This window comes from Burkholderia sp. MSMB0856, assembly GCF_001524645.2.
Lineage (GTDB): Bacteria > Pseudomonadota > Gammaproteobacteria > Burkholderiales > Burkholderiaceae > Burkholderia > Burkholderia diffusa.
Map to the genome: position 1 here is coordinate 254,417 of NZ_CP013428.1, position 23,704 is coordinate 278,120.

A 23,704-nucleotide genomic window follows, 5' to 3' on the forward strand; every position below is an offset into this window, starting at 1 on the left:
TGCGGAGACGGCCGATAATTCCAAAAACTCATCACGTGTCAATTTAATCTCGCTTTACGCCCCGCTGCAACCCTTTGAATAATGCATCCCACGCAAGGCCAGGCGCCCGCTGGGCGGCCGGCCATTCGAGTTGCCGGCACGCTTGCCGGCGGTCCCCCGAACACGAGAATCCTGATGCGCAATCCGAATATCGAGAGCCTGCTGACGAAGCTGCTGGGACAGGCGAAGACCGACGCCCTGTTCGCGACCCTGAACATGCCGGCCATCCTCGACGAATGGGAAACCGACGTCGTCACGCGCGCGGAGATCGCGCAGGCGATGAACATGGCGCTGTTCGAAGGGTTGCTCGAACGTTCGGCGAACGGCCGCGCATACACGGCCGACGCGATCGAAAACGGCGGCTCGGTCTACTTCGACCACGGCGCGCTGCGCACGGTGCGCTGGCCGCACACGGGCGCGCTGCCGCCGGGCGAAGCCGCGTTCACGCGCATCCTGCGTCCGCTCGGCTTCCGCCTGAACGGCCGTTATCCGCTCGACAAGCTCGGCATGACCGGCCGCGCGTATGCGCATGAAGATGCGCCGGACGAGATCGCGCAATTCTTCGTCAGCGAACTGCATCCCGAGCGCTTCTCCCGGGAATTCCAGCAGGCCGTGACGAACGTCGTGAGCTCGTCGCGCGATCCGCTGTCGCCGGCGGCCGTCGCGTTGCTGTGGGAGATCGAGCGCGAAGGCTGGCTGCCGCTCGACGCCGCGCATGCGCTGCTGCCGGAGATCGTCGGCGCGTTCGCGCGCCAGCACGACCTGCCGAGCGAACTCGACTACGAGACGCTGCTGCTCGAATCGGCCGAAATGGCGTGGATCGCGACCGAAGGCAACGCGTTCAACCACGCGACCGATCGCGTGACCGACGTGTTCAAGCTGTCCGACGACGAGAAGGCGAAGGGTCGGCCGATGAAGCCGGAAGTCGAGCGCTCGCGTTCGGGCCGCGTGTTCCAGACCGCGTATCGCGCGGACATCGTCGAGCGCGAATTCCGCACGCGCGACGGCGGGACCGTGAAGCGCAACGTGCCGGGCTCGTTCTACGAATTCATCACGCGCCGTCGCACGTTCGACCAGGCGGCGCGCCGCTGGGTGACGGACCTGCGTTTCGACGCGGGCAACGCGCAAGGCATCTTCAAGATGACGGCGAACGCGGCGAAGTAAGCGCGACGACGCATGCAGACGAACGGGCCGGCGGCTGATGACAGCCGCCGGCCCGTTTGCATTGGATGGACGCCGCGATCGTCAGAACAGGTGCGTGACCAGATAGAACAGCACCAGCACGCCGAGCGGTACGCCGAGCAGCCATGCGATCAGATATTTGCCCATGTCGTGGTCCTCCGCGTGGCCGCGACGCAGGACGCATCGCGGCGGGGTGAGACGACCGGCGCGTCAAAGCTCGCGATCGAATTCCTTCAACTGCTTCTCGGCCTCGTCGCGCGCGATCCCGTAACGTTCCTGGATCCGGCCGGTCAGATAGTCGCGGTTGCCTTCGGCGACCGCGAGATCGTCGTCGGTCAGCTTGCCCCACTTGGCCTTCAGCTTGCCGGTCAGCTGCTTCCATTGACCCTTGATCTTGTCTTCGTTCATGGTGTGCTCCTGGAGTAAGGGGAAAAAAGCGCGACGCTCGGCCGCGCGACAGTTCAGGCCTTCGCCTTCAGGCCGGATGCGTCGACGTGCTTCACGCCCTTGATCGAGCGCGTCACGGCGACGGCCTTCTTCACCGCAACCCTCGACGGCAGCACGCCCGTCAGCGTGACGACGCCGTCGACCGTCTTCACGCCGACGTGGATGCTTTTCACGCCATCCGTGGTCGCGAGTTCGCTCTTCACCTTGGTCGTGATCCACGTGTCGGTGACGGGCTGGTTCGATTCGGTCTTCATGCCGTCGTCGGTCGACGACGCCGCCTGTGCGTTCGTGAGCGGAGCGGCGCAAAGCAGGAACGCCGCGCTGACGGCGAGCAGCGCCGACAGGTTCGAGGTCTTGTTCATGGATGTGCTCCTTCGATTGGCGTGGTGGATGGGGAATCTGCGCAGGCGCACCGCGCGTTACCGCGCGATCGGCGTGTCGTAGCCGGGCTCGCGCGGCGGCATGTCGGGGCGCGGCACGTCGGGCGGCAGCGGCACCGGCGGATCGGTGCCGGGCGAGGGTTCGGGCGGATTGTCCGGGGCCGGCTCGGGGCGCGTCGGATCGGGTGTCTGATGGAGCTTCATCAGGTGATCCTCCTCTGCGGTATGAAAGGGCGGCGCGTGGGCGCCGATGCAGTACCAGCGTACCGGCGCGAATGCACGCGGACATCGCGCAAATTCACCGGATCGGCTAGTGCGTTTGCACGGGGACGGAACGAAGGAGCGGGAACGGGAAGTGCGTCGTGTGCGTGGTGATGCGCGCGATGCGGGATGCCGGCGCGCAAGCCGTGCCGCGCGCGGCTCGGCGGGATGGCGCACGCAGCCTGTGCGGCATGCGAATGTACTATTGCGCATGGTGCATCCGCGCCTGTCGCTTGCGTCGGCCGCACGCGATCATCGCGTGCACGCGCCGGCCGGAGCAGGCTGGCGCGCATCGGCGCGGACGCGACCGACCCGGCAACCCTGTCGACCACGTGGACCACCGACCCATGGACGAACGAGTCAACGAACAGGCGCTCAAGTCGCATACCGACCGGCGCCAGCTGCACCAGATCATCGCGGGGCTCACCGAGGGCGTGATCCTCATCGAACCCGACCAGCGCATCGTGTGGGCGAACGAGGCCGCGCTCGCGATGCACGGCGTCACCGAGCTCGACGCGCTCGGCGCGGACGTCACCGAGTATCGCGAGCGCTTCCGGCTGCGCTACCGGAACAACCATCCGGTGCGCGACGGCCACTATCCGATGGATCGCGTGATCGCGGGCGAGGAATTCAGCGACGTGACCGTCGAAGTCGAATCGGCCGCCGACGAGAACGTGAGCTGGGTTCACCGCATCCGCAGCCTCGTGCTGACGAACGCGGCCGGTGAGCCCGACTGCCTCGCGCTCGTGCTGCACGATGCGACGGAATGGGCGAGCGCCGAGGACCGCTTCGAGCGCACGTTCAACGCGAACCCGGCGCCGGCCGTGATCTGCCGGCTCGACGACCTGCGCTACGTGAAGGTCAATCAAGGCTTCCTCGAGATGACGGGCCATGCGCGCGACGACGTGCTCGGCCGCTCCGTCTACGAACTCGACGTGCTCGAACACGCCGAGCGGCGCGAACTCGCGATCGAGCGGCTGGGCGAGGGCGCGACGATCCCGCAGATGGAGGCCGTGCTCAAGCGCGCGGACGGCGGCACGAAAGCGGTGGTGGTCGCCGGTCAGCCGATCGACATGAACGGCGAGGCGTGCATGCTGTTCACGTTCATGGATCTCGAGCCGCGCAAGCAGGCCGAGCTTGCGCTGCGGCAGAGCGAAGAGCGTTTCGCGAAGGCGTTCCGGATGGCGCCGGTCGCAACCGCGATCGTCACGGCCGACCGCTTCGAGCTGCTCGACGTGAACGATGCCTTCGTCGCGATGGCCGGCCATGCGCGCGACGATCTGCTCGGCAAGTCCGCGGACGAGATCGGGCTGTGGGCCGAACGCGGCGCCCGGCAGTGCATCGACAGCCAGCTCGCGCGCGACGGCAACGTGCGCAACGCGGACGTGCAGATCCGCACGCGCGACGGCGACGTGCGCGATTGCGTCGTGTCGGCCGAACCGGTCGCGATTCACGGGCAGGATTGCCTGCTGATCGCGCTGCTCGACATCAGCGATCGCAAGCGCACCGAGATGGAACTCGTCTATGCGATCGAGACCGCGATGCAGGACGCGTCGTGGTTCAGCCGCACGTTGATCGAAAAACTGGCGAACGTGCGCCGCGCGAATGCGCCGGACGCGGGCGCGCAGCTGTCGGACCTCACCGCGCGCGAGCGCGACGTGTTCGACCTGTTGTGTCACGGCCTCGCCGACAAGGAGATTGCCGCGCGCCTCGGGCTCGCGCCGAACACGGTCCGCAATCACGTCGCGACGATCTACGCGAAGCTCGACGTGCATAGCCGCGGCGAGGCGATCGTATGGGCGCGCGAGCGCGGGATCGTCGGCGCATCCGACGCGAACGGCGCGCGAGGCGAGAAGGGCGCCGACAAGGGCGGCGCGAACGGCAAGGACTGACGCCGGGCGTCGGGCCATCGGTGCGAATGCACCATGCAGGCTGGTGCATCCGCATCTGCCGCGCATGGCGCGCGGCTGCGATCCTGTCCACTCGGCGGTGCGGCGCAGGCTGCCGTGCCGTCGGCTCTCTCCCCAACTCATCGCAGGAGACGACCATGGACAGGAATCGCATCGAAGGCAAACTCAAACAGGTGAAGGGTTCGGTCAAGGAAGCGCTCGGCAAGGTGACGGGCGACCGCGAGACGGAAGCGGAAGGCGTGGCGGAACAGCAGGCTGGCAAGATTCAGGAGAAGGCCGGCGAGGCGGCCGATGCGGTGCGCAAGCAGACGGGCACCGACAGGCATTGACCGGCCCGGCGCCCGCGACCGAATCGCGCGATGTGCGGTGCGTTGCCGCTGCCCGATACGGCGATGATGCGCCATCTGCATTACCCGGGCAGGCCCGATGCAGCGCGGCATGCGCGCATCCCGCTGACATTTCCTCTTCCCGGCCCGCCGTCGCGCGGGCCGCGTGCCCTCGGTAGCGTCGGCACTTGATGATAATTCCTCACAACATAGTTCCGATATTTCGTTTGCTGCACGCGTATTGGCTACCCACAATCGGTTCACCTCTTTCGCGCCGACAGGTTTCCCGGAGACGGAACCGCGGTGATCGACCGGCACGTGATGCGCCATCGGCGGCACGCCGGCGACGGAAAAATCACCGGCACGCGGGAGGTCGCCGGCGCGCGATGATCGCGCGTCGCATCCCGACCCACAGAAGAAGGATTGGCCGATGACGTTCCGCATTCGTTCGCTTTCCGGCATTGCACTGACCGCCGCGATCCTCGCGTTCCAGACCGGCGCGGCCCACGCGCAGGAGACGGTCGTCAAGGTCGGCGTGGCCGTGCCGCTGACCGGCGGCGGCGCCGCATACGGCAAGGACATCGAGAACGGCGTGCGCATGGCCGTCGACGAGGCGAACGCCGCGCACACGACGATCGGCGGCAAGCCGGTGAAATTCGTCGTCGCGTCGCAGGACGACCAGAGCGATCCGCGCATCGGTGTGCAGGCCGCGCAGCAACTGACCGACGCGCAGGTGGCCGTCGTGATCGGCCACTTCAATTCCGGCACGACGCTGCCCGCGTCGAAGCTCTACGCGAAGGCCGGCATTCCGATGATCACGCCGTCGGCGACCAATCCCGACATCACGCGCGCCGGCCTTGGCACCGTCTATCGCGTGATCGCGACCGACGCGCAGAACGCCGGCAATGCCGGTGCGTATGCGGCGAGCGTGACCAAGGCGAAGCGCATCGCGATCATCGACGACCGCACCGCGTTCGGCCAGGGCGAAGCCGACGAATTCGAAAAGGCCGCGAAGGCGAACGGCGGCACGATCGTCGCGCGCGAATTCACGAACGACAAGGCCGTCGACTTCAGCGCGCAGCTCACCAAGATCAAGAGCACGAATGCCGACCTGGTGTTTTTCGGCGGCCTCGACGCGCAGTCTGCGATGCTGGTCAAGCGCATGCGTCAGCTCGGCATCCGCGCGCAGTTCCTGGCCGGCGGCGGCGTGATGAACGCGAACTTCATCAAGCTCGCCGGCAACGCGGCCGAAGGCGCGGCCGTCTGGGAATACGGGCAGCCGCTCGCGCGTCTCGCGAAAGGGAAGCAGTTCGAAACGAAATTCAAGCAGAAATACGGTGTCGACATGCTCGCGTATGCGCCGTTCGCGTACGACGCGACGTGGATCGCGATCAACGCGATGCAGAAGGCGAACTCGACGAAGCCGGCCGATTTCAACGGCGCGCTGAAGGGCACGCGCTACGACGGCATCACCGGCACGATCGCGTTCACGAGCACGGGCGACCTGAAGAACCCGAGCTCGACGCTGTATGAAGTGAAGAACGCCGCGTGGCAGCCCGTTACCACGCAAACGGCGGACTGAATACCCGAACGCGCGCGGACTTTCGCGGCGATGCAGGACGTGCTGAAATAGCCGAAGCGATCGGATGCGGTCGCGGCGCACGTCGGGGCGATTCGCCGGGTGGTCCTCACGCACGGCGCCGCGCGCGACGCGGCACGAACAACCTTCGGGCGCGGCCGGCCGGCCGCGCCTTATACGTGTAACTGGAGTCAGTCGTGAGTTCTCAAGTCGTCATCGTCGGCGGTGGTGTGATCGGCAGCTCGATCGCCTATTTCCTGCGCGCTACCGATCCGACGGTGTCCGTGACCGTCATCGAACGCGATCCCACTTATGCGAAATCGTCGTCGGCGCTGTCGGCCGCGTCGATTCGCCAGCAGTTCTCGACGCCGCTGTCAATCGAGATGTCGCTGTTCGGGATCGACTTCTTGCGCACGATCGGCGAACGGCTCGAGGTCGACGGCACGCGGCCGTCGATCGATCTGCACGAAGGCGGTTACCTGTTTCTCGCGACGCCGGCGGGCGATGCGACGCTGCGCGAGAACCATGCGCTGCAGACCAAGCTCGGCGCCGATATCCGGTTGATGGATCGCGATGCGCTGCGCGCGAAGTTTCCCTGGCTGAACGTCGACGATCTCGTGTCGGGCGCTTATGGCGTGAGCGGCGAAGGGTGGTTCGACGGTTACGGGCTCGTGCAGGCGCTGCGCAAGAAGGCGCAGGCACTGGGCGCGCGGTATGTGCCGGCCGATGTGACCGGCGTCGTTCGCGACGGTCGCAAGATCACGCACGTGGTGACGAACGACGGCGAGCGCTACGCATGCGACACGCTCGTCAATGCGGCCGGCGCGTGGACCCGCACGCTGTCGTCGATGATGGGCATCGACATTCCCGTGTATGCGCGGCGTCGCAGCATCTTCAACGTGTCGTCGCCGGCGAAGCTGACCGATTGCCCGCTGCTGATCGATCCGACGGGCGTGTATTTCCGGCCGGAAGGGCGCACGTACATTTGCGGGACGTCGCCGAGCCCGGATCGCGATCCCGACGACCTGCCGCTCGACGAGGTCGATCACGACCTGTTCGACGAGGTGATCTGGCCGACGCTCGCGAATCGCGTGCCGGAGTTCGAAGCGCTGCGCGTGGAGAACTGCTGGTCCGGGTACTACGAGTACAACGTGTTCGATCACAACGCGATCATCGGATATCACCCCGAACTCGACAACGTCGTGTTCGCGAACGGGTATAGCGGACACGGGCTGCAGCAAGGGCCCGCGACGGGGCGTGGCGTGAGCGAACTGATCCTGGGCGGGCGGTATGAATCGCTCGACCTGTCGTCGCTCGGCTGGGAGCGTGTGCTCGAAAACCGGCCGATCGTCGAAAAGAACGTCGTGTAGCGCGGCGTGACCGCCCGGTGTGGGGTGGGCGGGATTCTCCTTGTGTCTCAATCTGATTGGCCCGGCTTTGCCGGGCTTTTTTTTGGTTCATCGAGGATTACCGGGGAACGCGGCGCGGATTTTGAGGAAGAAGTATTCCTCGTCGCGGTACCCGTAGGCCCGACGCTTGATGACCTTGATGGTGTTGTTGATGCCTTCGACGACGCTGGTATTGAGCGGATGGCGGCAGCGGGCGAGGATTCCGTGCCAGTAACCCTGCAGGCGTTGCGCGAACAGTTGTAGCGCGGCAATCCCGCTTTGCCGGGCTTGCTCGATCCAGTGTTCCCAGGCCTTTTCCGCCCAGGCAGGCTTTCGGTAGAACCAGAGCTGTTTGAGTTCGTCGCGTAGCACGTAGACGCACAGCAGCGGCTGATTGGCAGCCAGCAATTCCTTCAGATGCACGGACTGCTCGGGCTTCAGGTTGTGGCGGTTGCGCAGCAGTAGCCAGCGACTGGATTTCAATGCCTTGCGGGCCGGCCGGTCATGGCGTAACTGATTGGCCTGATCCACTCGCACCCGATCGATCACCTCGCGCCCGTACTTGGCCACGACGTGGAACAGGTCGTAGACCACCTCGGCCTGCGGACACTGCGCCTTGATTTCCAGCTCGTAGGCCGTGGTCATGTCGATCGCGACTGCTTCGATGCGCTCGGCGACACCCTCAGGAAGCTGCTCGAAGAAGGCGCGGGCCGTCTCGCGTGAGCGTCCCGATCCAATCCAGAGCACCTGCCGGCCGATCGGATCGACCACCACCGTGGCATATCGATGGCCTTTATGGAGTGCAAACTCGTCCATCGCAAGATAACGGATCGTCGACCAGTCCGGCTCAGCCACACGCGCTTGCAAGCGCATCTTGTCAATCGATTTGACCGTGTGCCAGCCCAGATCGTAGAAGGCCGCCACTGCCTGCACGCTGGCTGCTTGCAGCAGTTTCTCGCAGGCCTTGGCAAATCGCTCCGTCACTCGCTGGTAACGGCCCAGCCACGCCAGTTTCTCCAGTCGTGGACCGCCGCAGCGTTCGCACCAGACCCGGCGGCGGGGGACGTGCAGCACTACTCGGTATTCGAACAGCGGCAGATCGCGCACGCGGCGAACTATCGTCTCGTGGATTTGATTGCACCGTGCACCGCATTGCTCGCAGTACATCACCTTGCTGACCGGCTTCAAATGCAGCGATAGCGTGCGCTCTTCTCCTTGCGGCCATTCCACACGCTCCAACCGATAGCCGGTCCAGCAGCCCAATGCCTGAAGTGCCTTTCTATCGAGCAATTGCCCCCTCCGACATCCTTAGAATCAGGTGTCAGATTATGCAATCGCTCGAAAACCCTCCACGGTTTTCTGCGATGAACCTTTTTTTTCGGAGCGGGATGCCGGATGCGCCGTTCCTGCGCGCGCAACTCACGCCAGCAGGCACGTGATCAGTTCGTGGGTCGTGCGTACCTCGTACTTCCTCAACAAGCTCGCACGATGAATATCGACCGTGCGCGGGCTGATGCTCAGTTCCTTGCCGATTTCCTTGCTGGTCAGGCCGTGAACCAGGAATGCCGCGACGTCGCGCTCGCGATCGGTCAACGTGCTGGCGACGTCGGGATGCTTTGCGTTCTCCGACAGGTCGGTGAAGGTCCAGATGGCCAGCTCGAAGGGCCGCTTCGAGTTGTAGCCGAAGCCGCATACGGTGACCCAGAAATGACTGCCGTCGACGCGACGCATGATGCGGTCGTCGCTGAACCCCGCATGTTTCGCGAGCAGCGGCGCGAGGCGGCGGCCCGTCGTCGCGAAGTCCTTCCGCTGCGGATACAGCTTCGCGAACGACTGGTCGACGATGTCGTCGCGGGTGGCCCGGAACAGTTGCAGCGCCTTCTCGTTGCAGTCGACCATGATGCGTTCTCTGGCGACGATGGCCGCGACGGGCAGATGCCTGAAGAGATCTTCGTAGTCGAGGCTTGGCATCGTGTCGGTCATGGTCGGCATCGTGTCGACGGGTCCGAACCGTGTTCGGACCAAGGCTATTGGGCGGGTTTGCTCCTGCCGGATTGTAGCGGTAGCGCCTGCAGGCAACTCATCCGTGGCCCGTGCTCAAACGGCGCCCGAGACGCCGCGCTTGGCGGCCCGAGCGGCGCCCGCGGTCGCCGGACCGGCTTCCTCGAGCGCCGTCTTCGACGTTTCCGGCAGCGCCAGGCCGCCGATCATCGCGAAGATCGACACGGCGATCAGGTAATACGCGGGCGACAGGTTGGTGCCGGTCGCGGCGATCAGCCATGTGGCGATGAGCGGCGCGGTACCGCCGAAGATCGTGTAGGCGAGGTTGTACGTGATCGCCGATGCCGTGTAGCGCGTTTTCGTCGCGAACACTTCCGACATCAGCGGCGCCGTCACCACGCCCGAGAACACCGCGCCGATCGCAAGCAGCGCGACGCCGATCAGCGATTGCGACAGCACGCCCGAGCCGCCGAGCGAGAACGCCGGATAAACCGACACGATGATGAAGATGCCGGTCGTGGCGATCGTCGCGCGGCGGCCGACGAGGTCGGAGAAGAAGCCGGCGACCGGGCACAGGGCCGCGGCGAAGAAGAGCGCGAGCACCGTCACGAGAAGCGACGTGCCGCGAGACAGGTGCCCGGCCACTTGAAGGTAGGTCGCGAAATACGTCGTGAACGTGTAGAACGACAGCGCCGTCACGGACACGAACGCGCCGAGCTTCAGGATATTCCTCGACTGCGAATGCAGCGTTTCCATCAACGGCGCATGCGCGATGTCGTGCTTGCCTTCGAGCGCCTGGAACGCGGGCGTTTCATTCAGGCTGACACGCAGGTAGACGCCGATGAGGCCGACCGGCGCCGCGATCAGGAATGGCACGCGCCAGCCCCATTCGACCATTGCCTGCGACGACAGCGACGATTCGAGCAGATAGGCCACCACTGCCGCGCAAGCGAACGACGAGAAGGTCGATACCGGCACGAAGCTGCCGAAGAAGGCGCGGCGGCGGCGCGGTGCATGTTCCATCACGTACGCGCATGCGCCGGCATATTCACCGCCTGCCGAGAACCCCTGGACGCAGCGAATGATCGTGAGCAGCAACGGTGCCCAGTAGCCGATGCTCGCGTAGGTCGGGAGCAGGCCGATCAACGTCGTCGAGCCGGCCATCATCAGGATCGTCAGCGCAAGGGTGCGCTTGCGTCCGATCCGGTCGCCGATCACACCGAAGACGAGGCCACCCAGCGGACGGAACGCGAAGGCCACCGCGAACACCGCGAACGTTTTCAGGAGCCCGATCGTGGGGTCGCCGCTGGGGAAGAATTCGCGCGTCAGGATGGTGGCGAGAAAGCCGTATGCGGCGAAATCGAACCATTCGACGAAATTGCCGATCGACGCTGCGGCGATCACGCGTCGTAGCGTGCGGGTATCGACGTCCTGGGTGGTCATGGTCGTGTCCTCTTCATGTGGGCGCTTGGATTCGCGTCGAAAACCATGGTAGGGACGCCAATTACCTAGGTCCATACGTGTCAATTACCTAGGTAATCGGGGGCGGGGGGCGATCGACCGTCGGCAGGAGTTGCATAAGGGAGCGTGGAGACTAGACTGGAAGTTCGCCATGCAAACCATGGAGGCAGCCATGACGACCATCTATGTCGTGAAGACCGGTCTGCAGTTCCTCTGTACCGGCGAGGACGGCGACATCGGCATGGCACCGGAGATTGAAGAAGCGATGTCCTTTCTTTCGTATGAAGAAGCGAAAAAGGTGGCAAGCGAAAACGCCGATCCGGGGTACGAGATCCTGGCGGTCGACATTGTGTGCCGATAAGGCGGCGTTCGTCGGTAGGGGTGGTGAGGGAGGCGGACGGCGCGATCGTGCTCGGAATTCCCGACGTCGTCCGGTAGCAGCCTTCGATTGTCGTACCGCAGAACCGGTCCGTCCCGTTCGGCTCGTGCCAGCCGGACAATCGGTCCGCCCCGGAACTGGCTTCGGTACCATCCCCTCGCATTCAACGAACCGTCGCCTCGACACAAGCGTCCCCGCCGGCTTCCCGGCGCCCGGTCGCCGGAATCGCGGCCGGCGCGCGCGCCCCCGGCACCCTGAATACGGCGACCCTGCGGACCAGGTACAGCGTGATGAAGCTGACCATCACCGCGAGCCATTTCGCGGCAATATTGCCGACCAGTCCCGCCGCCAGATGCACGATGCCCGCGGTCAGCAGCGAGCCGAACCCGCAACTCGCCGCGAACAGCAGCGCTTCGCGGACCTGCCGGCGGCCGATCGTGGTCGAGCGGAACACGAAGCGGCGCGAAAGCACGTAATTCACGCCACCCCCGACCAGGTACGCGACCGACGCCGATATCCCGGCATCGATCTGCATGGCCGAGGCCAGCGTGAGGAACAGTGCCCAGTCGACGACGAGCGACACGGCGCTCACGACGAAGTAGCCGGAAAACATCATGTCCGCCCCCACTGAACGGTGCGGGTGGGGACCGCGCGCAACCCCGATGCGCCGGCTTGCGGTTCGCTGCCGCTCTCGTGATACTCCGCGTCCTCGTTGACGGCCCAGACGTCGCGAAGCTTGTGCCCGGCGACGATGTTCTCGACGGTCAGCATGGCGGTCATCATTGCATGGTCCTGATTGTTGTACTTGTGCATGCCGTTGCGACCGACGAGATGCAGGTTCGGATAGTGCTCGACCAGATCCGAACGGATCTCGTCGACGATGTCGCGATAATCGTCGTCGTACACGGGGTACGCCTTCGGCTGACGAACGACACGCGAACCGCGAATCTGGTCGCGCGTCGCCAGGCCGATTTTCTCGAGTTCACCGATCGCGAGTTCGGTCATGTCGGCATCGCTGCTTTCCCACATCGAATCGCCGTCGAAGCAAAAGTATTCGAGCCCCAGGCAGCCACCCGTCGCCGCGTCGGGCACCATCTCGGGCGACCACGATGCGAAATTCTGGATTCGCCCGACCTTGACGGACGGGTCATGGATGTAGATCCAGTTGTCCGTGAAGGTGGCGGGCCGGTCGAGTATCAGCGCGACCGTGATGAAGTCCCGATACTGCAGTCTCGACGCGGCAGCCGCGGATGACGGACGGGGCGAAATCGCGCGAAGCGTTTCGCGCAGCGGCGCGGTACACACCACATCGCGAGCGCTGATGCGATTCGTCTGTCCGTCCTGGCCGACGGTTTCGACGAGCCAGCGCCGCGTGAGGCTGTCGTACTGCATTGCCCCGGCCGCCTGTCCCATCATCAGCTGTCCGCCCTGATCCTGGAATTTGCGGGCGGCGGCTTCCCACAACATGCCGGGGCCGCGGCGCGGGTAATGGAAGCATTCGATCAGTGTCTTGACGTTGGACTTTCCCGATCGGATGCCGAGCGAGCGCTTTACCGCGCTCACGATGGCGGTGGACAGACTCAGGCCCTTGATGCGCTGCGCGGCCCAGTCGGCCGATATCTCGTCGCACGACATGCCCCAGACCTTTTCGGTGTACGTCTTGAAGAAGATGGAAAACAGTCGTTCTCCGAATTGATTGGCGACCCATTGATGAAAGGACTTCGGGTTTGGACAGGGCTTGACGCGGGCCGCGAGGTACGAAAGCACGCAGCGAGTGCTTTCGACGATGCCGAGATTCAGCAAGGCCTCGATGCCGTCGAGCGGGTATCGATAGAATTTGTTCCGGTAGAAGATGCGCGAGCTGCGCGGTCGCTCGATGAAGTCGTCCGGGAGCAGTTCGTGCCACAGTGCGACAACGTCCGCCGACTTGGAGAAGAAGCGGTGTCCTCCGATGTCGAAGCAGTGGCCGTCGAACTGTTCGGTGCGACTGATGCCGCCGACATACCGAGGATCTTTCTCGATGACCGCGACCGACAGGTCGGTCTGCCTGGTCAGCAGATAGGCGGCGGTGAGGCCGCCGGGTCCGGCGCCGATGATGAGTACGTCAACCGATTGATCCATGTTGTCACCCCGAGTTTCAAGTCGCTGGTCCATTGACTGTCGTATCGGCCGCTCCAGCCGGGCGGCAAACTGCCATGTCGAATCGATGATTCGGATATCCCGTTCAGACGTCGCGCACTTGCGCGTGGCGCGGCGGGGAAGCGCCGCCTCGGGCGGTCGGTCGTGCGGGTATCGCGTTCGTCTGGTCGAGTGGTTGAATGCGCACGGACGATGCATCCTGAGCTGCGGCAGTCGTCCTGATGCTGCGGCAGTCGTACAGCCAGACCGTGTTTTCGGGTTCGGGCGACCACGCGTAGCCTGTTGCCAACTCCGGGTAGTGCCGATGCGACACGATGAAATCCAGTACGGGGTCTGCACAGATGTGCCGGATGGCAGCTCGGTCGAGCGGTACGTATTCGTACCTGGACACGAACACGGTCGACTTTCTGTCGGTGTCGTGCCCGTCGCGCGGTCGTGCGGCGCGCGGGTCTTGCTTGATCAGTTCGACCCGTCGCACCGCCTCGAAGGTAGTCCGGCGATGGAAGATCAGACCCGCGGCCTGCGTCGACGAGTAGTAGCTCGACGTCTTCATCATCAGCCACGGATAGACGACTTCGTCCGCCGGTCCGTCCCAATAGACGATGGCGCCGGGCGCGACCGTACCTTCGAACGGCGTGAAGTCGGCGCGGTCGGCGCCGGCTTCCAGGATCCTGGCTGCTTCCGACCGCTGGTCGATATTGACGAATCCGTATGCGGCGAATACGGCCAATATCACCGGCAAGCCGATGGCCGCGATTCGATTGCGCGACAGATTGAGCACGGCGAGCACCGCGACCAGCATGATGACCAGGTGCGTGTGAATCAGTGTTTCAAGCCACGGAATGTCGAACGTCACGCTGCCGGTCGGATACGCGACGCGACCGACCTGGTACGCGCACTGGTATATGACCCAGATCGTCGCGGCAGCGAGGGTCGTCCCGATCCACATCCGGCGAAGCGCAGGGGTGAGGTCGGCAAGCCGCGCGCCGGCAGCGGCGGGTGCCCGTCGACGGGCTGCCGCGTGGAGCGTCGCGGCAACCGCCAGTGCGATGAATCCTCCGCCGACGTCGAGCAGGAGCCAGCAGATCGCGAGCAGCCAGATCAGGGTCGGCCGTGTGTGGCGTTCGCGTCGCACGAGCAAAATGGCCGCGGGCCATTGCATCAACGTCAGCAGCCACAGCGTGCGCCACGGCTGCATCTGTATCCAGATCGCGTCCTGTCCGGCCAGGTCCGCGATCGTGGTCAGCGCGATGCCGGCAACGCCGATCAGCGTGAGATTCGACCACAGCGCACGGTGATCCTGCGCCTGGTTCGCGCATAGTGCCGCGGGAAGTGCGATCGCCCAGCACACCTTGTTCCATTCAGTGAGCGACCACAACGTCGGGAACAGGAATGGCACGTTGTATCGCGCGATCGACCGCCATTCCGGATCGAACGGATAGAGGTGGAACACCTTGAGCGGCGGCATCTCGACGACGGCGAAAATCATGAGCGCGAGCGGCAATAGCCGCCACCACTTCACGCGTGGCGTCCGGCCGAGGACGACGAAGACGAGCGAAGCGCCGCCGATCAGCGGGTGAACGGCGGTTGCGACGATCGTCAGCACGATGGCAATGCGATGACGGCCTTCGAGCATCGACGCAATCGCCCACAGGCCGAGTGCTTCGGCGGGAAGCCGGGCGGTGAGAAATCCTTCGTCATACGAAAAGACCAGGCCGGCGCCGTAATCGGACGGCATGCAGGCGACGAGGAACATCGCAAGCCAGTGCCACGGGGCGGGCAGCAGTTTCTTCGCCAGGCGCCACATGCCGCTCCACCAGAGCGCCTGAATCGCGATCAGGCACGCGAGATTGCTGGCGCGGAGCCCGAATGCCGAGATCAGCTTCGCGAAGATCCGACCGTAAATCGTCCAGTGATCCTGAGAACCGAATTCAAAGAACAGATCGTGCGAGAAATGCTCGGGATGCGCGTTATATAGCGCCTGCGCGGTGTACAGGATCGCGTCGTGCCGAATGCCTGTATAAGGATGCGTTATCAGGAACAGAACGGCCAACGAAAGCGCAAGTGTGATGACCGAACAGGGGCTTTTCTCAGTCCGATTCATGATCGAATGGAAGACTTTTATCGACGATATTTCGTGAGCCGGCGCTCCGTATGCGACGAAACGGACCATGAGGTCCCGGCTTCGCGGGCGGCGGCGCGTTGCACCCTGACGGCTCGAGAGCCTTCAGGCGAGATGCAGGGGGCCGCTCAGGGCGCGCGTTTCGCCATGCCGCCCATCGTCAGCGGGACGCAGACGCGCATGCCGGTGAAGAGAGAGGCGGTATGGGGCGGTCGTGCGTGTGCAGGCGTCCGCTGGTTCCGAGCGGGCGCGGATGCTTGCGGGAATGCCCGGCTTCCGCAGCGGGTCGGCCGCGGTGCGATCGTTGCTGCGTCGCTGTTCATCCCCGGCGACGCCGCGATCGAGATCGTGGTGCTTGTTTTCATTGTGTCCCCCGATGCGTCCTGCACCGAAAAAGCGTCTTACCGGTGTGCCGGACGCGGACTTTTCGAAATATTTGATTGAGCGCCGGGACGGCTGTCCGGCGCCTTCGGCGTGAACGCACGGAGCGTGCCACGCCCGCCGGCGCGCGCGTTCGGATCGATGAGGCGACGTCGATGCAGGCCGGGATACCGGTCGTCGCGGGAAATGTGTCGGTCTTGAAACGGTCGGGAACCGTCGGATCGGGTCGATCGTCCATCGCGGCGCGACTGACCACCGGCCGCGAAGACGGGATGATCGGTTTCAGCCGTGAAGCAGCGGCAGGCAAGTGGATGGCGGGACCGTTGCTGCGCAAGGGGCGCAGGCGTGCCGGACAGCTCGTCGCGCGGCGCCGGCGACGCCCATGGCGGGAATCGGCGGTCTTGTCGAACCGTGTGCGCATCGGGTGCGACCCGGGCATCCGGAACGCACGTTAGGTTGCAGATCTGAAACGTCGCGGCAACTCGCCGGGCGCCATCAGGGCTGCGGTCGGCGTCACGTGCCCGACGCGTCCTTCGGAACGGATCGAGAACAGTCCAGGTATCCCCCGCGCGTTCGATGCGGCCGCATGCACTCGCCCGGGACAGCCGGCATCTGCCTCTCCCAATTGATGACCAAACCGCAAGACCTAGTGCATAGATATCGTTTGCCGCGGCGTTAATGACTATCGACAATCGTGGCTCGAATTCCCGCCGTTGCGCCAGAAGCGCCTTGGCGGGCGGCCCTGTCGGCTATCCCGGCCGTCGCCGCCACCCCGCTCACGACGACATGTACGCGTTCACGCCCTCATTCCAGAATCCCGCCGGTTCGCCGATCCGCGAGCTGTTCAAGTACCTCTCCGAACCGGGGATGATTTCGTTCGCCGGCGGCTACCCGGCCAGCGACCTGTTCGACGTCGACGGCCTGAACACGGCTGCCGAACGCGCGTACGCGCAGCCGGTCCGCTGCCTGCAATACGGTCCGACCGACGGCCTCGCCGAACTGAAGCAGCAACTGATCGCGTTGATGGCGCGCCGCAACGTGACGTGCACGCCGGCCGAACTGCTCGTCACGACCGGCTCGCAACAGGGCCTCGATCTGCTGCTGCGCGTGATGGTCGCCCCGGGCGACGTCGTGCTGACCGAACAACCGGCGTATCCGGCGACGCTGTCGGCGATGCGTCTGCAACAGGCGCGCATCGTGACGATTCCCGTCGACGGCGATGGCCTCGACGTCGACCGCCTCGCGTCGCAACTTGCATCCGGCGCGATCGTGCAGCCGAAGCTGCTCTATACGGTGCCGACCTTCGCGAATCCGACCGGTGCGACGCTTGCGCGCGAACGCCGCCTGAAGCTGCTGCGTCTCGCGGTGCAATACCGTTTCCTGATCGTCGAGGACGATCCCTACGGCGATCTGCGTTTCGCGGGCGAACCGGTGCCGTCGATGCTCGCGCTCGCGAACGAAGTCGAAGGCGCACGCGACTGGATCGTGCACTTCGCGAGCCTGTCGAAAATCGTCGCGCCGGGGCTGCGCGTGGGCTGGACGATCGCGCCGGCCGAAATCGCGCGGCGCTGCGTGATCGCGAAGCAGACGGTCGACCTGTGCAGCGCGCCGTGGACGCAAGCCACCGCCGCCGAGTATCTCGCCGACGGCGCGCTCGAGCGTCATCTGCCGCGCATCACGGCGGCCTACAAGCGCAAGTGCGATGCGATGTGCGACGCGCTGCGCGACGGCTTCGGCGATGCGATCACGTTCCATCGTCCCGAAGGCGGGATGTTCGTGTGGGCGCGGATCGGCGCGGTGTCGTCGGACGTGCTGCTGCAACAGGCGATTGCGAACAAGGTCGTCTTCGTGCCGGGCAAGGCGTTCTTTGCCGACAACGTCGACGCCGCTTCGTTGCGGCTGTCGTTCGCCGCGCCCGACGTCGACGCGATCCGGGAAGGCGTGGCGCGCCTCGTGCGCGCGTATGGTGCGGCGCTGGCCGCGTGAAGAGGAGAGACATATGAGCATCGTCGTCAACGACACGGCATGGATGGACGAAGCGCCGCGCATGGCCGGTATCCGTCCCGTCGAACACAAGTCGTCGCAGATCAGCGCGGGGCCGCAATACGTCGCCGACGTGCTCGGCCGCTTCGGCGCGGATTCGACCGACACGCGCGACGCCGCACCGGTCGTCCTCGGCTACAACTGAACCGCGCGGCGGGGGCCCGCGACGGGATCCCGCCGCCGAAACGGTTAAGCTGGCGCGATCGAACCACGCAGGATCGCCGGGTCATCATGTCCGACATCGAATCGCTCACGCAAACGTACGACCGCCTCTGGTCGTGCCTGGAATCCGGCGTCGGCGCACAGCGCTCGCCGTTCACCATGGTGCAGGCCGCGACGCTCGGCGTCGACGGCGCGCCGAAGGTGCGCACGATCGTGCTGCGGCAGGCGAGCCGCGCCGATCGTCGGCTGTCGTTCCACTCCGACGCGCGCTCGGAGAAGGTGGTGGAGCTGCGCCGCGATCCGCGTATCGCGATCGTCGCGAGCGATCTCGATTCGCTCGTGCAGATTCGCGCGGAAGGCGTTGCGACGATTTGCGACGACGAAGCGCAACGTCGCGCGGTCTGGCAATCGAACCGTCCGCATACGCTGCTGCTGTATCGCGCACCGCTGCGCCCCGGCACGCCGATCGAATCGCCGAAAGACGCGCATGTCACCGCAAGCCCGGGCACGGCGACCACCGACGACGGTTACCGGAACTTCTGCCTGCTCCACGTCGCGGTGACGCGCATCGACTGGCTCGACCTCGCCCGCGACGGCCATCGTCGCGCGGTGTTCGACGTGAACGACGACGGCTACGAAGGGCGCTGGATCGCTCCCTGACGGCGTCGGTCGCGCCCCCACTACAAACGCGTACAAACCAGACACATCCCGGATACGTCAGACCTTTCAAATGGGCAACGCCGCGCAACCGGCGCACGCCCGGATGAAAGCGAAAGCGCGCTCCGCCGCGCGGCATGTTCACTTTCCACTTCACGAAAGGAGATGCCGAACGATGTCTTCCACACAGTTTTCCCCGATGCGTCGCCACCTGCTGGCCACCTCCGTGGCCGCCGGCGTATCCGCGATGCTGCCCACCGCGTTGCATGCGGCAACCGGCGGCGACGGCATACGTCCGTTCACCGCCCATATCCCCGATGAAGCACTGGCCGACCTGCGCCGCCGCATTGCCGCGACGCGCTGGCCGGTCCGCGAGACCGTCACCGACGAATCGCAGGGCGTGCGGCTCGCGCGCATGCAGGCGCTGCTGCGCTACTGGGGCACCGACTACGACTGGCGCAAGGGCGAGGCGCGCCTGAACGGTTTCCCGATGTTCATCACCGAAATCGACGGGCTCGACATTCACTTCATCCACGTGCGCTCGCGGCACGCGAACGCGATGCCGATGATCATGACGCACGGCTGGCCGGGTTCGATCTTCGAGCTGCTGAAGACGATCGGCCCGCTGACGGATCCGACCGCACACGGTGCGAGTGCCGACGATGCGTTCCACGTCGTCGTGCCGTCGCTGCCGGGTTTCGGTTTTTCGGGCCGTCCGACGAAGACGGGCTGGGGCTCCGACCACATCGCGCGCGCATGGGGCGAGCTGATGGCGCGCCTCGGCTATACGCGCTTCGTGTCGCAGGGCGGCGACTGCGGCTCGGTGATCTCGCACCGGATGGCGATGCAGCGCGTGCAGGGCCTGGCCGGAATTCACGTGAACATGCCTGCGACGGTGCCGCCCGACATCGCGACGCTGCTCCAGACCGACGCGCCGGCACCGGCGTCGCTGTCGCCGAAGGAGAAGGCCGCGTACGAGAAGCTCGCGACGTTCTATCGCGACAACTGCGGCTACTCGGCGATGATGGTCACGCGCCCGCAGACGGTCGGCTATGCGCTCGCCGATTCGCCGTCGGGTCAGGCCGCGTGGATGTACGACAAGATCTCGCAGTGGACCTACAGCGGCGGCGTGCCCGAACGCTCGATCCCGCGCGACGAGATTCTCGACGACATTTCGTTGTACTGGCTGACCGACACGGCGACGTCCGCCGCGCAGATCTACTGGGAGGATCACTCGAACAACTTCAACGCGGTGGACATCTCGCTGCCGGCGGCGATCACGGTGTTCCCCGGCGAAATCTACCAGGCGCCGCGCAGCTGGGCCGAGCGCAGCTATCACAACCTGATCTACTTCAACGAAGTTGACAAGGGCGGGCATTTCGCGGCATGGGAGGAGCCGGAACTGTTTGCTCGCGAAGTGCGCGCCGGGTTCCGGCCGTTGCGTCGCGCGTAAGCGGGATTTGACGGGAAAACGCGGGCCGGTCGCGATGCCGGTCCGCGTGACGCGTTGCGCACGACCGACCGCGAACCCCCGTTTCCGCCGCCAATTTTGAATCGCTGTATGTCGTGCCCGAACCCGGATACGTTGGGATACAAAGCCTTCGGATGGATCGGATATAAAACCGGTGAAGCGATTCACACGGGCGGCGCGATGTCAGGCGCCGCCGCCGTGAACGGCGATACCAGAGCGCCCGCACGTGCCGCGGGCCACTTCCTTAGCGATCGACAATGGAGAACGCGTCATGCCTGATACCGTGAACACCCGCCGCCGCCTGATTCTGGGCACGACACTCGCAAGCCTGAGCCTCGCCGACCTCGGGTTCGGTGCGCTGGCACGTGCGCAGTCGGCGCCCGATGCGTCGACGTCGAAGCGCACGGCCGGCGCGGCCTCGCTCGGCAAGATCCACCAGATCGACGCCGGCGTGCTGAACGTCGGGTATGCGGATCTCGGACCGAAGAACGGCCCCGTCGTGTTCCTGCTGCACGGCTGGCCGTACGACATCTACAGCTACGCGGAAGTCGCGCCGCTGCTCACGGCGGCCGGCTATCGCGTGATCGTGCCGTATCTGCGCGGCTACGGGTCGACGACGTTCCGCTCGGCCGATACCGTGCGCAACGGCCAGCAGGCGGTGACGGCCGTCGACATCGTCGCGCTGATGGATGCGCTGAAGATCGATCGCGCGGTGTTCGGCGGCTACGACTGGGGCGCGCGCACGGCCGACATCATCGCGGCACTGTGGCCGCAGCGCGTGAAGGCGCTGGTGTCGGTGAGCGGCTACCTGATCGGCAGCCAGGAGGCGAACCGCAAGCCGCTGCCGCCGCAGGCGGAATTCCAGTGGTGGTATCAGTTCTACTTCACGACCGAGCGCGGCGCGCTCGGCTACGCGGCGAATCGCGACGCGTTCAACAAGCTGATCTGGCAACTCGCATCGCCGAAGTGGCAGTTCTCCGACGAGACCTACGCGCGCAGCGCCGCGTCGTTCCAGAACCCCGACCACGTGGCCGTCGTGATCCACAACTATCGCTGGCGCCTCGGGCTCGCGAAGGGCGAAGCCCAATACGACGACATCGAGCGGCGGCTCGCCGCCGGCCCGGCCATCACCGTGCCGACGATCACGATGGAGGGCGACGCGAACGGCGCGCCGCATCCGGAGCCTGCCGCGTATGCGAAGAAGTTCACGGGCAAGTATCAGCACCGGACCATCACGGGCGGCATCGGCCACAACCTGCCGCAGGAAGCGCCGCAGGCATTCGCCGATGCGATCCTGCAAGTGGAGCACCTGTGATGCGGGCCGGCACGATCGTGTCGCGCCGCGGCGCGCGCCGTGCGCTCGTCGCGGGCGCGCTGCTGGCGGGCGCGTGGTCGGCGAGCGGTCCGGCCGCGTTCGCGGAGCAGCCGAAGCCGGCGGCGTCGCCAATCTACGGCGTGACGATCCCGCCCGGCTACCGGAAGTGGGAAATGGTCGCGCCGGCCGAGGAAGCGGCGCCGCTCGACGAACTGCGCGTGGTCCTCGGCAATCCCGTCGCGATCCGCGCGCTCGAACAGTCGACGCTGCCGTTTCCGGACGGCACGATCCTTGTGAAGCTCGCGTACAAACGCAAGCAGTCCGACGAATTCGCGCCGGCGACGGTGCCGGGCCAGGCGACGACCGTGCAGGTGATGGTCAAGGATTCGCGCCGTTATGCGTCGACGGGCGGCTGGGGTTTCGGGCGCTTCATCAACGGCGTGCCGGCCGATATCGGTCAGCACCAGACCTGCTTCGCGTGTCATCAGGCGCGCGTGAAGAATCACGATTTCGTGTTCACGCGGCTTGCGCCCTGATGTGACCTGACCAGACCGGTTTGACGGAAAGGCGTGCCGCGCGAGGCACGCCTTTTTTCATGTTGGGACGCGGGCGCGCGGTGTGCGGGTTACCGGATTTGTATCGCACTGTATCGGGAACCGCTGCGGAAACATCGGATTGCAGAACGCCCCTGTTTCGGAAACATGCCGGATACGTGAGCGGGTTCTACTGTCGACATGCAGCAAACGTTCGGTGCGAGACGGTCGCAACGGACGCCGAGTGATCGATACCCCCAACTTCCGCCAAGGAGAAATCTCATGAAAGCCGCTCGAATCCTCGCAGTCGCCGTGCTCGCTTCGATCCCCGCATTGTCGTTCGCCGATACCGGCCACGGCCTCACGCGTGCCGACGTGCGCGCCGACCTCATCCGGCTCGAGAAGGCCGGCTATAACCCGGCCGGCAGTGACGCGCGTTACCCGGACGATATCGCCGCCGCGCAGAACGCCGTCGCCGCCGCGCAGCAGGTCGCGCGCTCCGACCAGAACGGCCCGTCGAAGTCGCAGGACGACAACGTGGCTGCCGCGTCCGCGTCTGCCGCTGCGCGCTACGCCGCGGCCGACCAGCGCGCTGCGCGCAACGCGCGGACGGACGCCGACGACCTGTACGCACATTCGTGATGCATTGCCGCGCCTGCCGCACGCGGGCGCGGCCGCATCGGCAACACTTCAGATGAACGACACGACGGAAAGGAGCATGAAGATGATCGGTTTGACGAAACGGGTTCTGGTGTCCGCGGCGGTGCTCGGCGGGCTGTTCGGTGCGGTCGCGGCGCAGGCCGCGCCGAAGGAAGACCTGAAAGGCACGAACGTCGTGCTGGTGCACGGCGCATTCGCCGACGGGTCGAGCTGGAACCGCGTGATTCCGCTGCTCGAAGCGCGCGGCCTGCACGTCGTGTCGGTGCAGAACCCGCTGAGCTCGCTCGCCGACGACGCAGCCGCGACGAAGCGCGCGATCGACGAACAGAAGGGCCCCGTCGTGCTGGTCGGCCATTCGTGGGCTGGTGTCGTGATCAGCGACGCCGGCAACGACGACAAGGTGAAGTCGCTCGTCTACGTCGCCGCATTCGCGCCGGACAACGGCCAGTCGATCGCCGACGTCACGCAGGGGTTGCCGGCACCGTCGTGGGCCGGCGAGCTGCGCAAGGACGGCGGCGGCTTCGCGACGCTGTCGGACAAGGCGATCGCGCAGGATTTCGCGCCGGATCTGCCGCCCGCGCAGCAACGCGTCGTCGCGGCGACGCAAGGGCCGTGGTACGGTGGCTGCATTTCGGAGAAGGTCGCGCAGGCCGCGTGGCATGCGAAGCCGTCGTCGTTCGTCGTCGCGACGCAGGACCGGATGATCGATCCGAAGCTGCAGGAGGCGATGGCGAAGCGGATCGGCGCGACGGTCACGCGCGTGAACGGCAGCCACGTCGCGATGCTGAGCCAGCCGAAGGCCGTGGCCGACGCGATCATCGCGGCCGCGGAGCGTGCGAAGCAGGATGCGCAGTGAGTGAATGCGGCG

The 23,704-nt window shown here is 65.6% G+C and carries 24 protein-coding genes; 15 read left to right on the top strand and 9 right to left on the bottom strand.

Annotated elements, in window-relative coordinates; translation table 11 throughout:
- Positions 1–174: 174 nt before the first annotated feature.
- Positions 175–1,203 (top strand): DUF1338 domain-containing protein, encoded by a 1,029-nt coding sequence (locus WS87_RS18745; RefSeq protein ID WP_059690385.1) that lies wholly within the window; start codon positions 175–177, stop codon positions 1,201–1,203.
- Between the two features lie 228 nt (positions 1,204–1,431).
- On the opposite strand, the gene WS87_RS18750 is transcribed toward WS87_RS18745, so the two are convergent.
- The 3 genes from WS87_RS18750 to WS87_RS34015 are packed head-to-tail and all read right to left on the bottom strand — an operon-like array spanning position 1,432 to position 2,252.
- On the bottom strand, positions 1,432–1,629 hold the full coding sequence (locus WS87_RS18750; RefSeq protein WP_059819717.1) for a CsbD family protein: 198 nt from the start codon (positions 1,627–1,629) through the stop codon (positions 1,432–1,434).
- A 53-nt stretch (positions 1,630–1,682) separates the two neighbouring features.
- Complete coding sequence (locus tag WS87_RS18755) at positions 1,683–2,030, bottom strand: BON domain-containing protein (RefSeq protein ID WP_059819716.1); 348 nt, start codon at positions 2,028–2,030, stop codon at positions 1,683–1,685.
- 57 nt (positions 2,031–2,087) lie between these two features.
- Positions 2,088–2,252, bottom strand: a complete 165-nt coding sequence (locus WS87_RS34015) for a hypothetical protein (RefSeq protein WP_167357956.1) — start codon at positions 2,250–2,252, stop codon at positions 2,088–2,090.
- 404 nt (positions 2,253–2,656) lie between these two features.
- Between WS87_RS34015 and WS87_RS18760 the strand changes: the two genes are divergently transcribed.
- The 4 genes from WS87_RS18760 to WS87_RS18775 all read left to right on the top strand — a co-directional run bounded on the left by WS87_RS18760 (position 2,657) and on the right by WS87_RS18775 (position 7,494).
- Positions 2,657–4,201, top strand: coding sequence for a helix-turn-helix transcriptional regulator (locus tag WS87_RS18760; protein WP_059819715.1), 1,545 nt, complete (start codon positions 2,657–2,659; stop codon positions 4,199–4,201).
- A gap of 155 nt (positions 4,202–4,356) precedes the next feature.
- On the top strand, positions 4,357–4,548 hold the full coding sequence (locus WS87_RS18765) for a CsbD family protein (protein ID WP_059532268.1): 192 nt from the start codon (positions 4,357–4,359) through the stop codon (positions 4,546–4,548).
- Between the two features lie 427 nt (positions 4,549–4,975).
- Complete coding sequence (locus tag WS87_RS18770) at positions 4,976–6,127, top strand: branched-chain amino acid ABC transporter substrate-binding protein (RefSeq protein WP_059819714.1); 1,152 nt, start codon at positions 4,976–4,978, stop codon at positions 6,125–6,127.
- Between the two features lie 194 nt (positions 6,128–6,321).
- Positions 6,322–7,494, top strand: a complete 1,173-nt coding sequence (locus WS87_RS18775) for an NAD(P)/FAD-dependent oxidoreductase (protein ID WP_059819713.1) — start codon at positions 6,322–6,324, stop codon at positions 7,492–7,494.
- An 87-nt stretch (positions 7,495–7,581) separates the two neighbouring features.
- Here WS87_RS18775 and WS87_RS18780 read toward each other — a convergent pair whose 3' ends face one another.
- From WS87_RS18780 to WS87_RS18795, 3 genes are all read right to left on the bottom strand, one after another.
- Complete coding sequence (locus WS87_RS18780) at positions 7,582–8,802, bottom strand: ISL3 family transposase (RefSeq protein ID WP_059819742.1); 1,221 nt, start codon at positions 8,800–8,802, stop codon at positions 7,582–7,584.
- 129 nt (positions 8,803–8,931) lie between these two features.
- Positions 8,932–9,504 (bottom strand): PAS and helix-turn-helix domain-containing protein, encoded by a 573-nt coding sequence (locus tag WS87_RS18790; protein WP_059818573.1) that lies wholly within the window; start codon positions 9,502–9,504, stop codon positions 8,932–8,934.
- 105 nt (positions 9,505–9,609) lie between these two features.
- On the bottom strand, positions 9,610–10,956 hold the full coding sequence (locus WS87_RS18795) for an MFS transporter (RefSeq protein ID WP_059818574.1): 1,347 nt from the start codon (positions 10,954–10,956) through the stop codon (positions 9,610–9,612).
- Positions 10,957–11,146: 190 nt separating this feature from the next.
- Between WS87_RS18795 and WS87_RS18800 the strand changes: the two genes are divergently transcribed.
- Positions 11,147–11,335 carry a hypothetical protein gene (locus tag WS87_RS18800; protein ID WP_059819600.1) on the top strand — a complete coding sequence of 63 codons (189 nt, stop codon included), beginning with the start codon at positions 11,147–11,149 and terminating at the stop codon, positions 11,333–11,335.
- Positions 11,336–11,516: 181 nt separating this feature from the next.
- Here WS87_RS18800 and WS87_RS18805 read toward each other — a convergent pair whose 3' ends face one another.
- From WS87_RS18805 to WS87_RS18815, 3 genes are all read right to left on the bottom strand, one after another.
- On the bottom strand, positions 11,517–11,966 hold the full coding sequence (locus WS87_RS18805) for a GtrA family protein (RefSeq protein WP_236873254.1): 450 nt from the start codon (positions 11,964–11,966) through the stop codon (positions 11,517–11,519).
- Positions 11,966–13,507, bottom strand: a complete 1,542-nt coding sequence (locus WS87_RS18810; protein ID WP_236873255.1) for an NAD(P)/FAD-dependent oxidoreductase — start codon at positions 13,505–13,507, stop codon at positions 11,966–11,968. Before WS87_RS18810 ends, WS87_RS18805 begins: the two co-directional genes overlap by 1 nt.
- A 70-nt stretch (positions 13,508–13,577) precedes the next feature.
- On the bottom strand, positions 13,578–15,545 hold the full coding sequence (locus tag WS87_RS18815) for a hypothetical protein (protein WP_179952352.1): 1,968 nt from the start codon (positions 15,543–15,545) through the stop codon (positions 13,578–13,580).
- A 216-nt stretch (positions 15,546–15,761) separates the two neighbouring features.
- Between WS87_RS18815 and WS87_RS18820 the strand changes: the two genes are divergently transcribed.
- From WS87_RS18820 to WS87_RS18860, 9 genes are all read left to right on the top strand, one after another.
- On the top strand, positions 15,762–16,058 hold the full coding sequence (locus tag WS87_RS18820; protein ID WP_159085692.1) for a hypothetical protein: 297 nt from the start codon (positions 15,762–15,764) through the stop codon (positions 16,056–16,058).
- 723 nt (positions 16,059–16,781) lie between these two features.
- Positions 16,782–17,981 (top strand): aminotransferase-like domain-containing protein, encoded by a 1,200-nt coding sequence (locus WS87_RS18825; protein WP_059818579.1) that lies wholly within the window; start codon positions 16,782–16,784, stop codon positions 17,979–17,981.
- A 13-nt stretch (positions 17,982–17,994) separates the two neighbouring features.
- On the top strand, positions 17,995–18,183 hold the full coding sequence (locus tag WS87_RS18830; RefSeq protein ID WP_059466156.1) for a hypothetical protein: 189 nt from the start codon (positions 17,995–17,997) through the stop codon (positions 18,181–18,183).
- Between the two features lie 86 nt (positions 18,184–18,269).
- Positions 18,270–18,860, top strand: coding sequence for a pyridoxamine 5'-phosphate oxidase family protein (locus WS87_RS18835; RefSeq protein ID WP_059818580.1), 591 nt, complete (start codon positions 18,270–18,272; stop codon positions 18,858–18,860).
- A 172-nt stretch (positions 18,861–19,032) separates the two neighbouring features.
- Positions 19,033–20,310: an epoxide hydrolase family protein gene (locus WS87_RS18840; RefSeq protein WP_059818581.1), complete on the top strand. Its 1,278-nt coding sequence runs from the start codon at positions 19,033–19,035 to the stop codon at positions 20,308–20,310.
- Between the two features lie 289 nt (positions 20,311–20,599).
- Complete coding sequence (locus tag WS87_RS18845) at positions 20,600–21,643, top strand: alpha/beta fold hydrolase (protein ID WP_059818582.1); 1,044 nt, start codon at positions 20,600–20,602, stop codon at positions 21,641–21,643.
- Entirely contained in the window at positions 21,643–22,179 is a 537-nt protein-coding gene (locus tag WS87_RS18850; protein ID WP_059702865.1) for a cytochrome P460 family protein, read from the top strand. The genes WS87_RS18845 and WS87_RS18850 overlap by 1 nt, the downstream gene beginning before the upstream one ends.
- 279 nt (positions 22,180–22,458) lie before the next feature.
- A complete protein-coding gene (locus WS87_RS18855; RefSeq protein ID WP_059818583.1) occupies positions 22,459–22,818 on the top strand; it encodes a DUF4148 domain-containing protein in 360 nt (119 codons plus the stop codon).
- Between the two features lie 82 nt (positions 22,819–22,900).
- Positions 22,901–23,692, top strand: coding sequence for an alpha/beta fold hydrolase (locus WS87_RS18860; RefSeq protein ID WP_059702948.1), 792 nt, complete (start codon positions 22,901–22,903; stop codon positions 23,690–23,692).
- Positions 23,693–23,704: the final 12 nt, after the last annotated feature.

Coding starts and splice junctions, on each gene's coding strand:
- WS87_RS18745 (WP_059690385.1), top strand. CDS start 175: ATGCGCAATCCGAATATCGAGAGCCTGCTGACGAAGCTGCTGGGACAG.
- WS87_RS18750 (WP_059819717.1), bottom strand. CDS start 1,629: ATGAACGAAGACAAGATCAAGGGTCAATGGAAGCAGCTGACCGGCAAG.
- WS87_RS18755 (WP_059819716.1), bottom strand. CDS start 2,030: ATGAACAAGACCTCGAACCTGTCGGCGCTGCTCGCCGTCAGCGCGGCG.
- WS87_RS34015 (WP_167357956.1), bottom strand. CDS start 2,252: ATGAAGCTCCATCAGACACCCGATCCGACGCGCCCCGAGCCGGCCCCG.
- WS87_RS18760 (WP_059819715.1), top strand. CDS start 2,657: ATGGACGAACGAGTCAACGAACAGGCGCTCAAGTCGCATACCGACCGG.
- WS87_RS18765 (WP_059532268.1), top strand. CDS start 4,357: ATGGACAGGAATCGCATCGAAGGCAAACTCAAACAGGTGAAGGGTTCG.
- WS87_RS18770 (WP_059819714.1), top strand. CDS start 4,976: ATGACGTTCCGCATTCGTTCGCTTTCCGGCATTGCACTGACCGCCGCG.
- WS87_RS18790 (WP_059818573.1), bottom strand. CDS start 9,504: ATGCCGACCATGACCGACACGATGCCAAGCCTCGACTACGAAGATCTC.
- WS87_RS18795 (WP_059818574.1), bottom strand. CDS start 10,956: ATGACCACCCAGGACGTCGATACCCGCACGCTACGACGCGTGATCGCC.
- WS87_RS18800 (WP_059819600.1), top strand. CDS start 11,147: ATGACGACCATCTATGTCGTGAAGACCGGTCTGCAGTTCCTCTGTACC.
- WS87_RS18805 (WP_236873254.1), bottom strand. CDS start 11,966: ATGTTTTCCGGCTACTTCGTCGTGAGCGCCGTGTCGCTCGTCGTCGAC.
- WS87_RS18810 (WP_236873255.1), bottom strand. CDS start 13,507: ATGGACCAGCGACTTGAAACTCGGGGTGACAACATGGATCAATCGGTT.
- WS87_RS18820 (WP_159085692.1), top strand. CDS start 15,762: ATGCCGCCCATCGTCAGCGGGACGCAGACGCGCATGCCGGTGAAGAGA.
- WS87_RS18825 (WP_059818579.1), top strand. CDS start 16,782: ATGTACGCGTTCACGCCCTCATTCCAGAATCCCGCCGGTTCGCCGATC.
- WS87_RS18830 (WP_059466156.1), top strand. CDS start 17,995: ATGAGCATCGTCGTCAACGACACGGCATGGATGGACGAAGCGCCGCGC.
- WS87_RS18835 (WP_059818580.1), top strand. CDS start 18,270: ATGTCCGACATCGAATCGCTCACGCAAACGTACGACCGCCTCTGGTCG.
- WS87_RS18840 (WP_059818581.1), top strand. CDS start 19,033: ATGTCTTCCACACAGTTTTCCCCGATGCGTCGCCACCTGCTGGCCACC.
- WS87_RS18845 (WP_059818582.1), top strand. CDS start 20,600: ATGCCTGATACCGTGAACACCCGCCGCCGCCTGATTCTGGGCACGACA.
- WS87_RS18850 (WP_059702865.1), top strand. CDS start 21,643: ATGCGGGCCGGCACGATCGTGTCGCGCCGCGGCGCGCGCCGTGCGCTC.
- WS87_RS18855 (WP_059818583.1), top strand. CDS start 22,459: ATGAAAGCCGCTCGAATCCTCGCAGTCGCCGTGCTCGCTTCGATCCCC.
- WS87_RS18860 (WP_059702948.1), top strand. CDS start 22,901: ATGATCGGTTTGACGAAACGGGTTCTGGTGTCCGCGGCGGTGCTCGGC.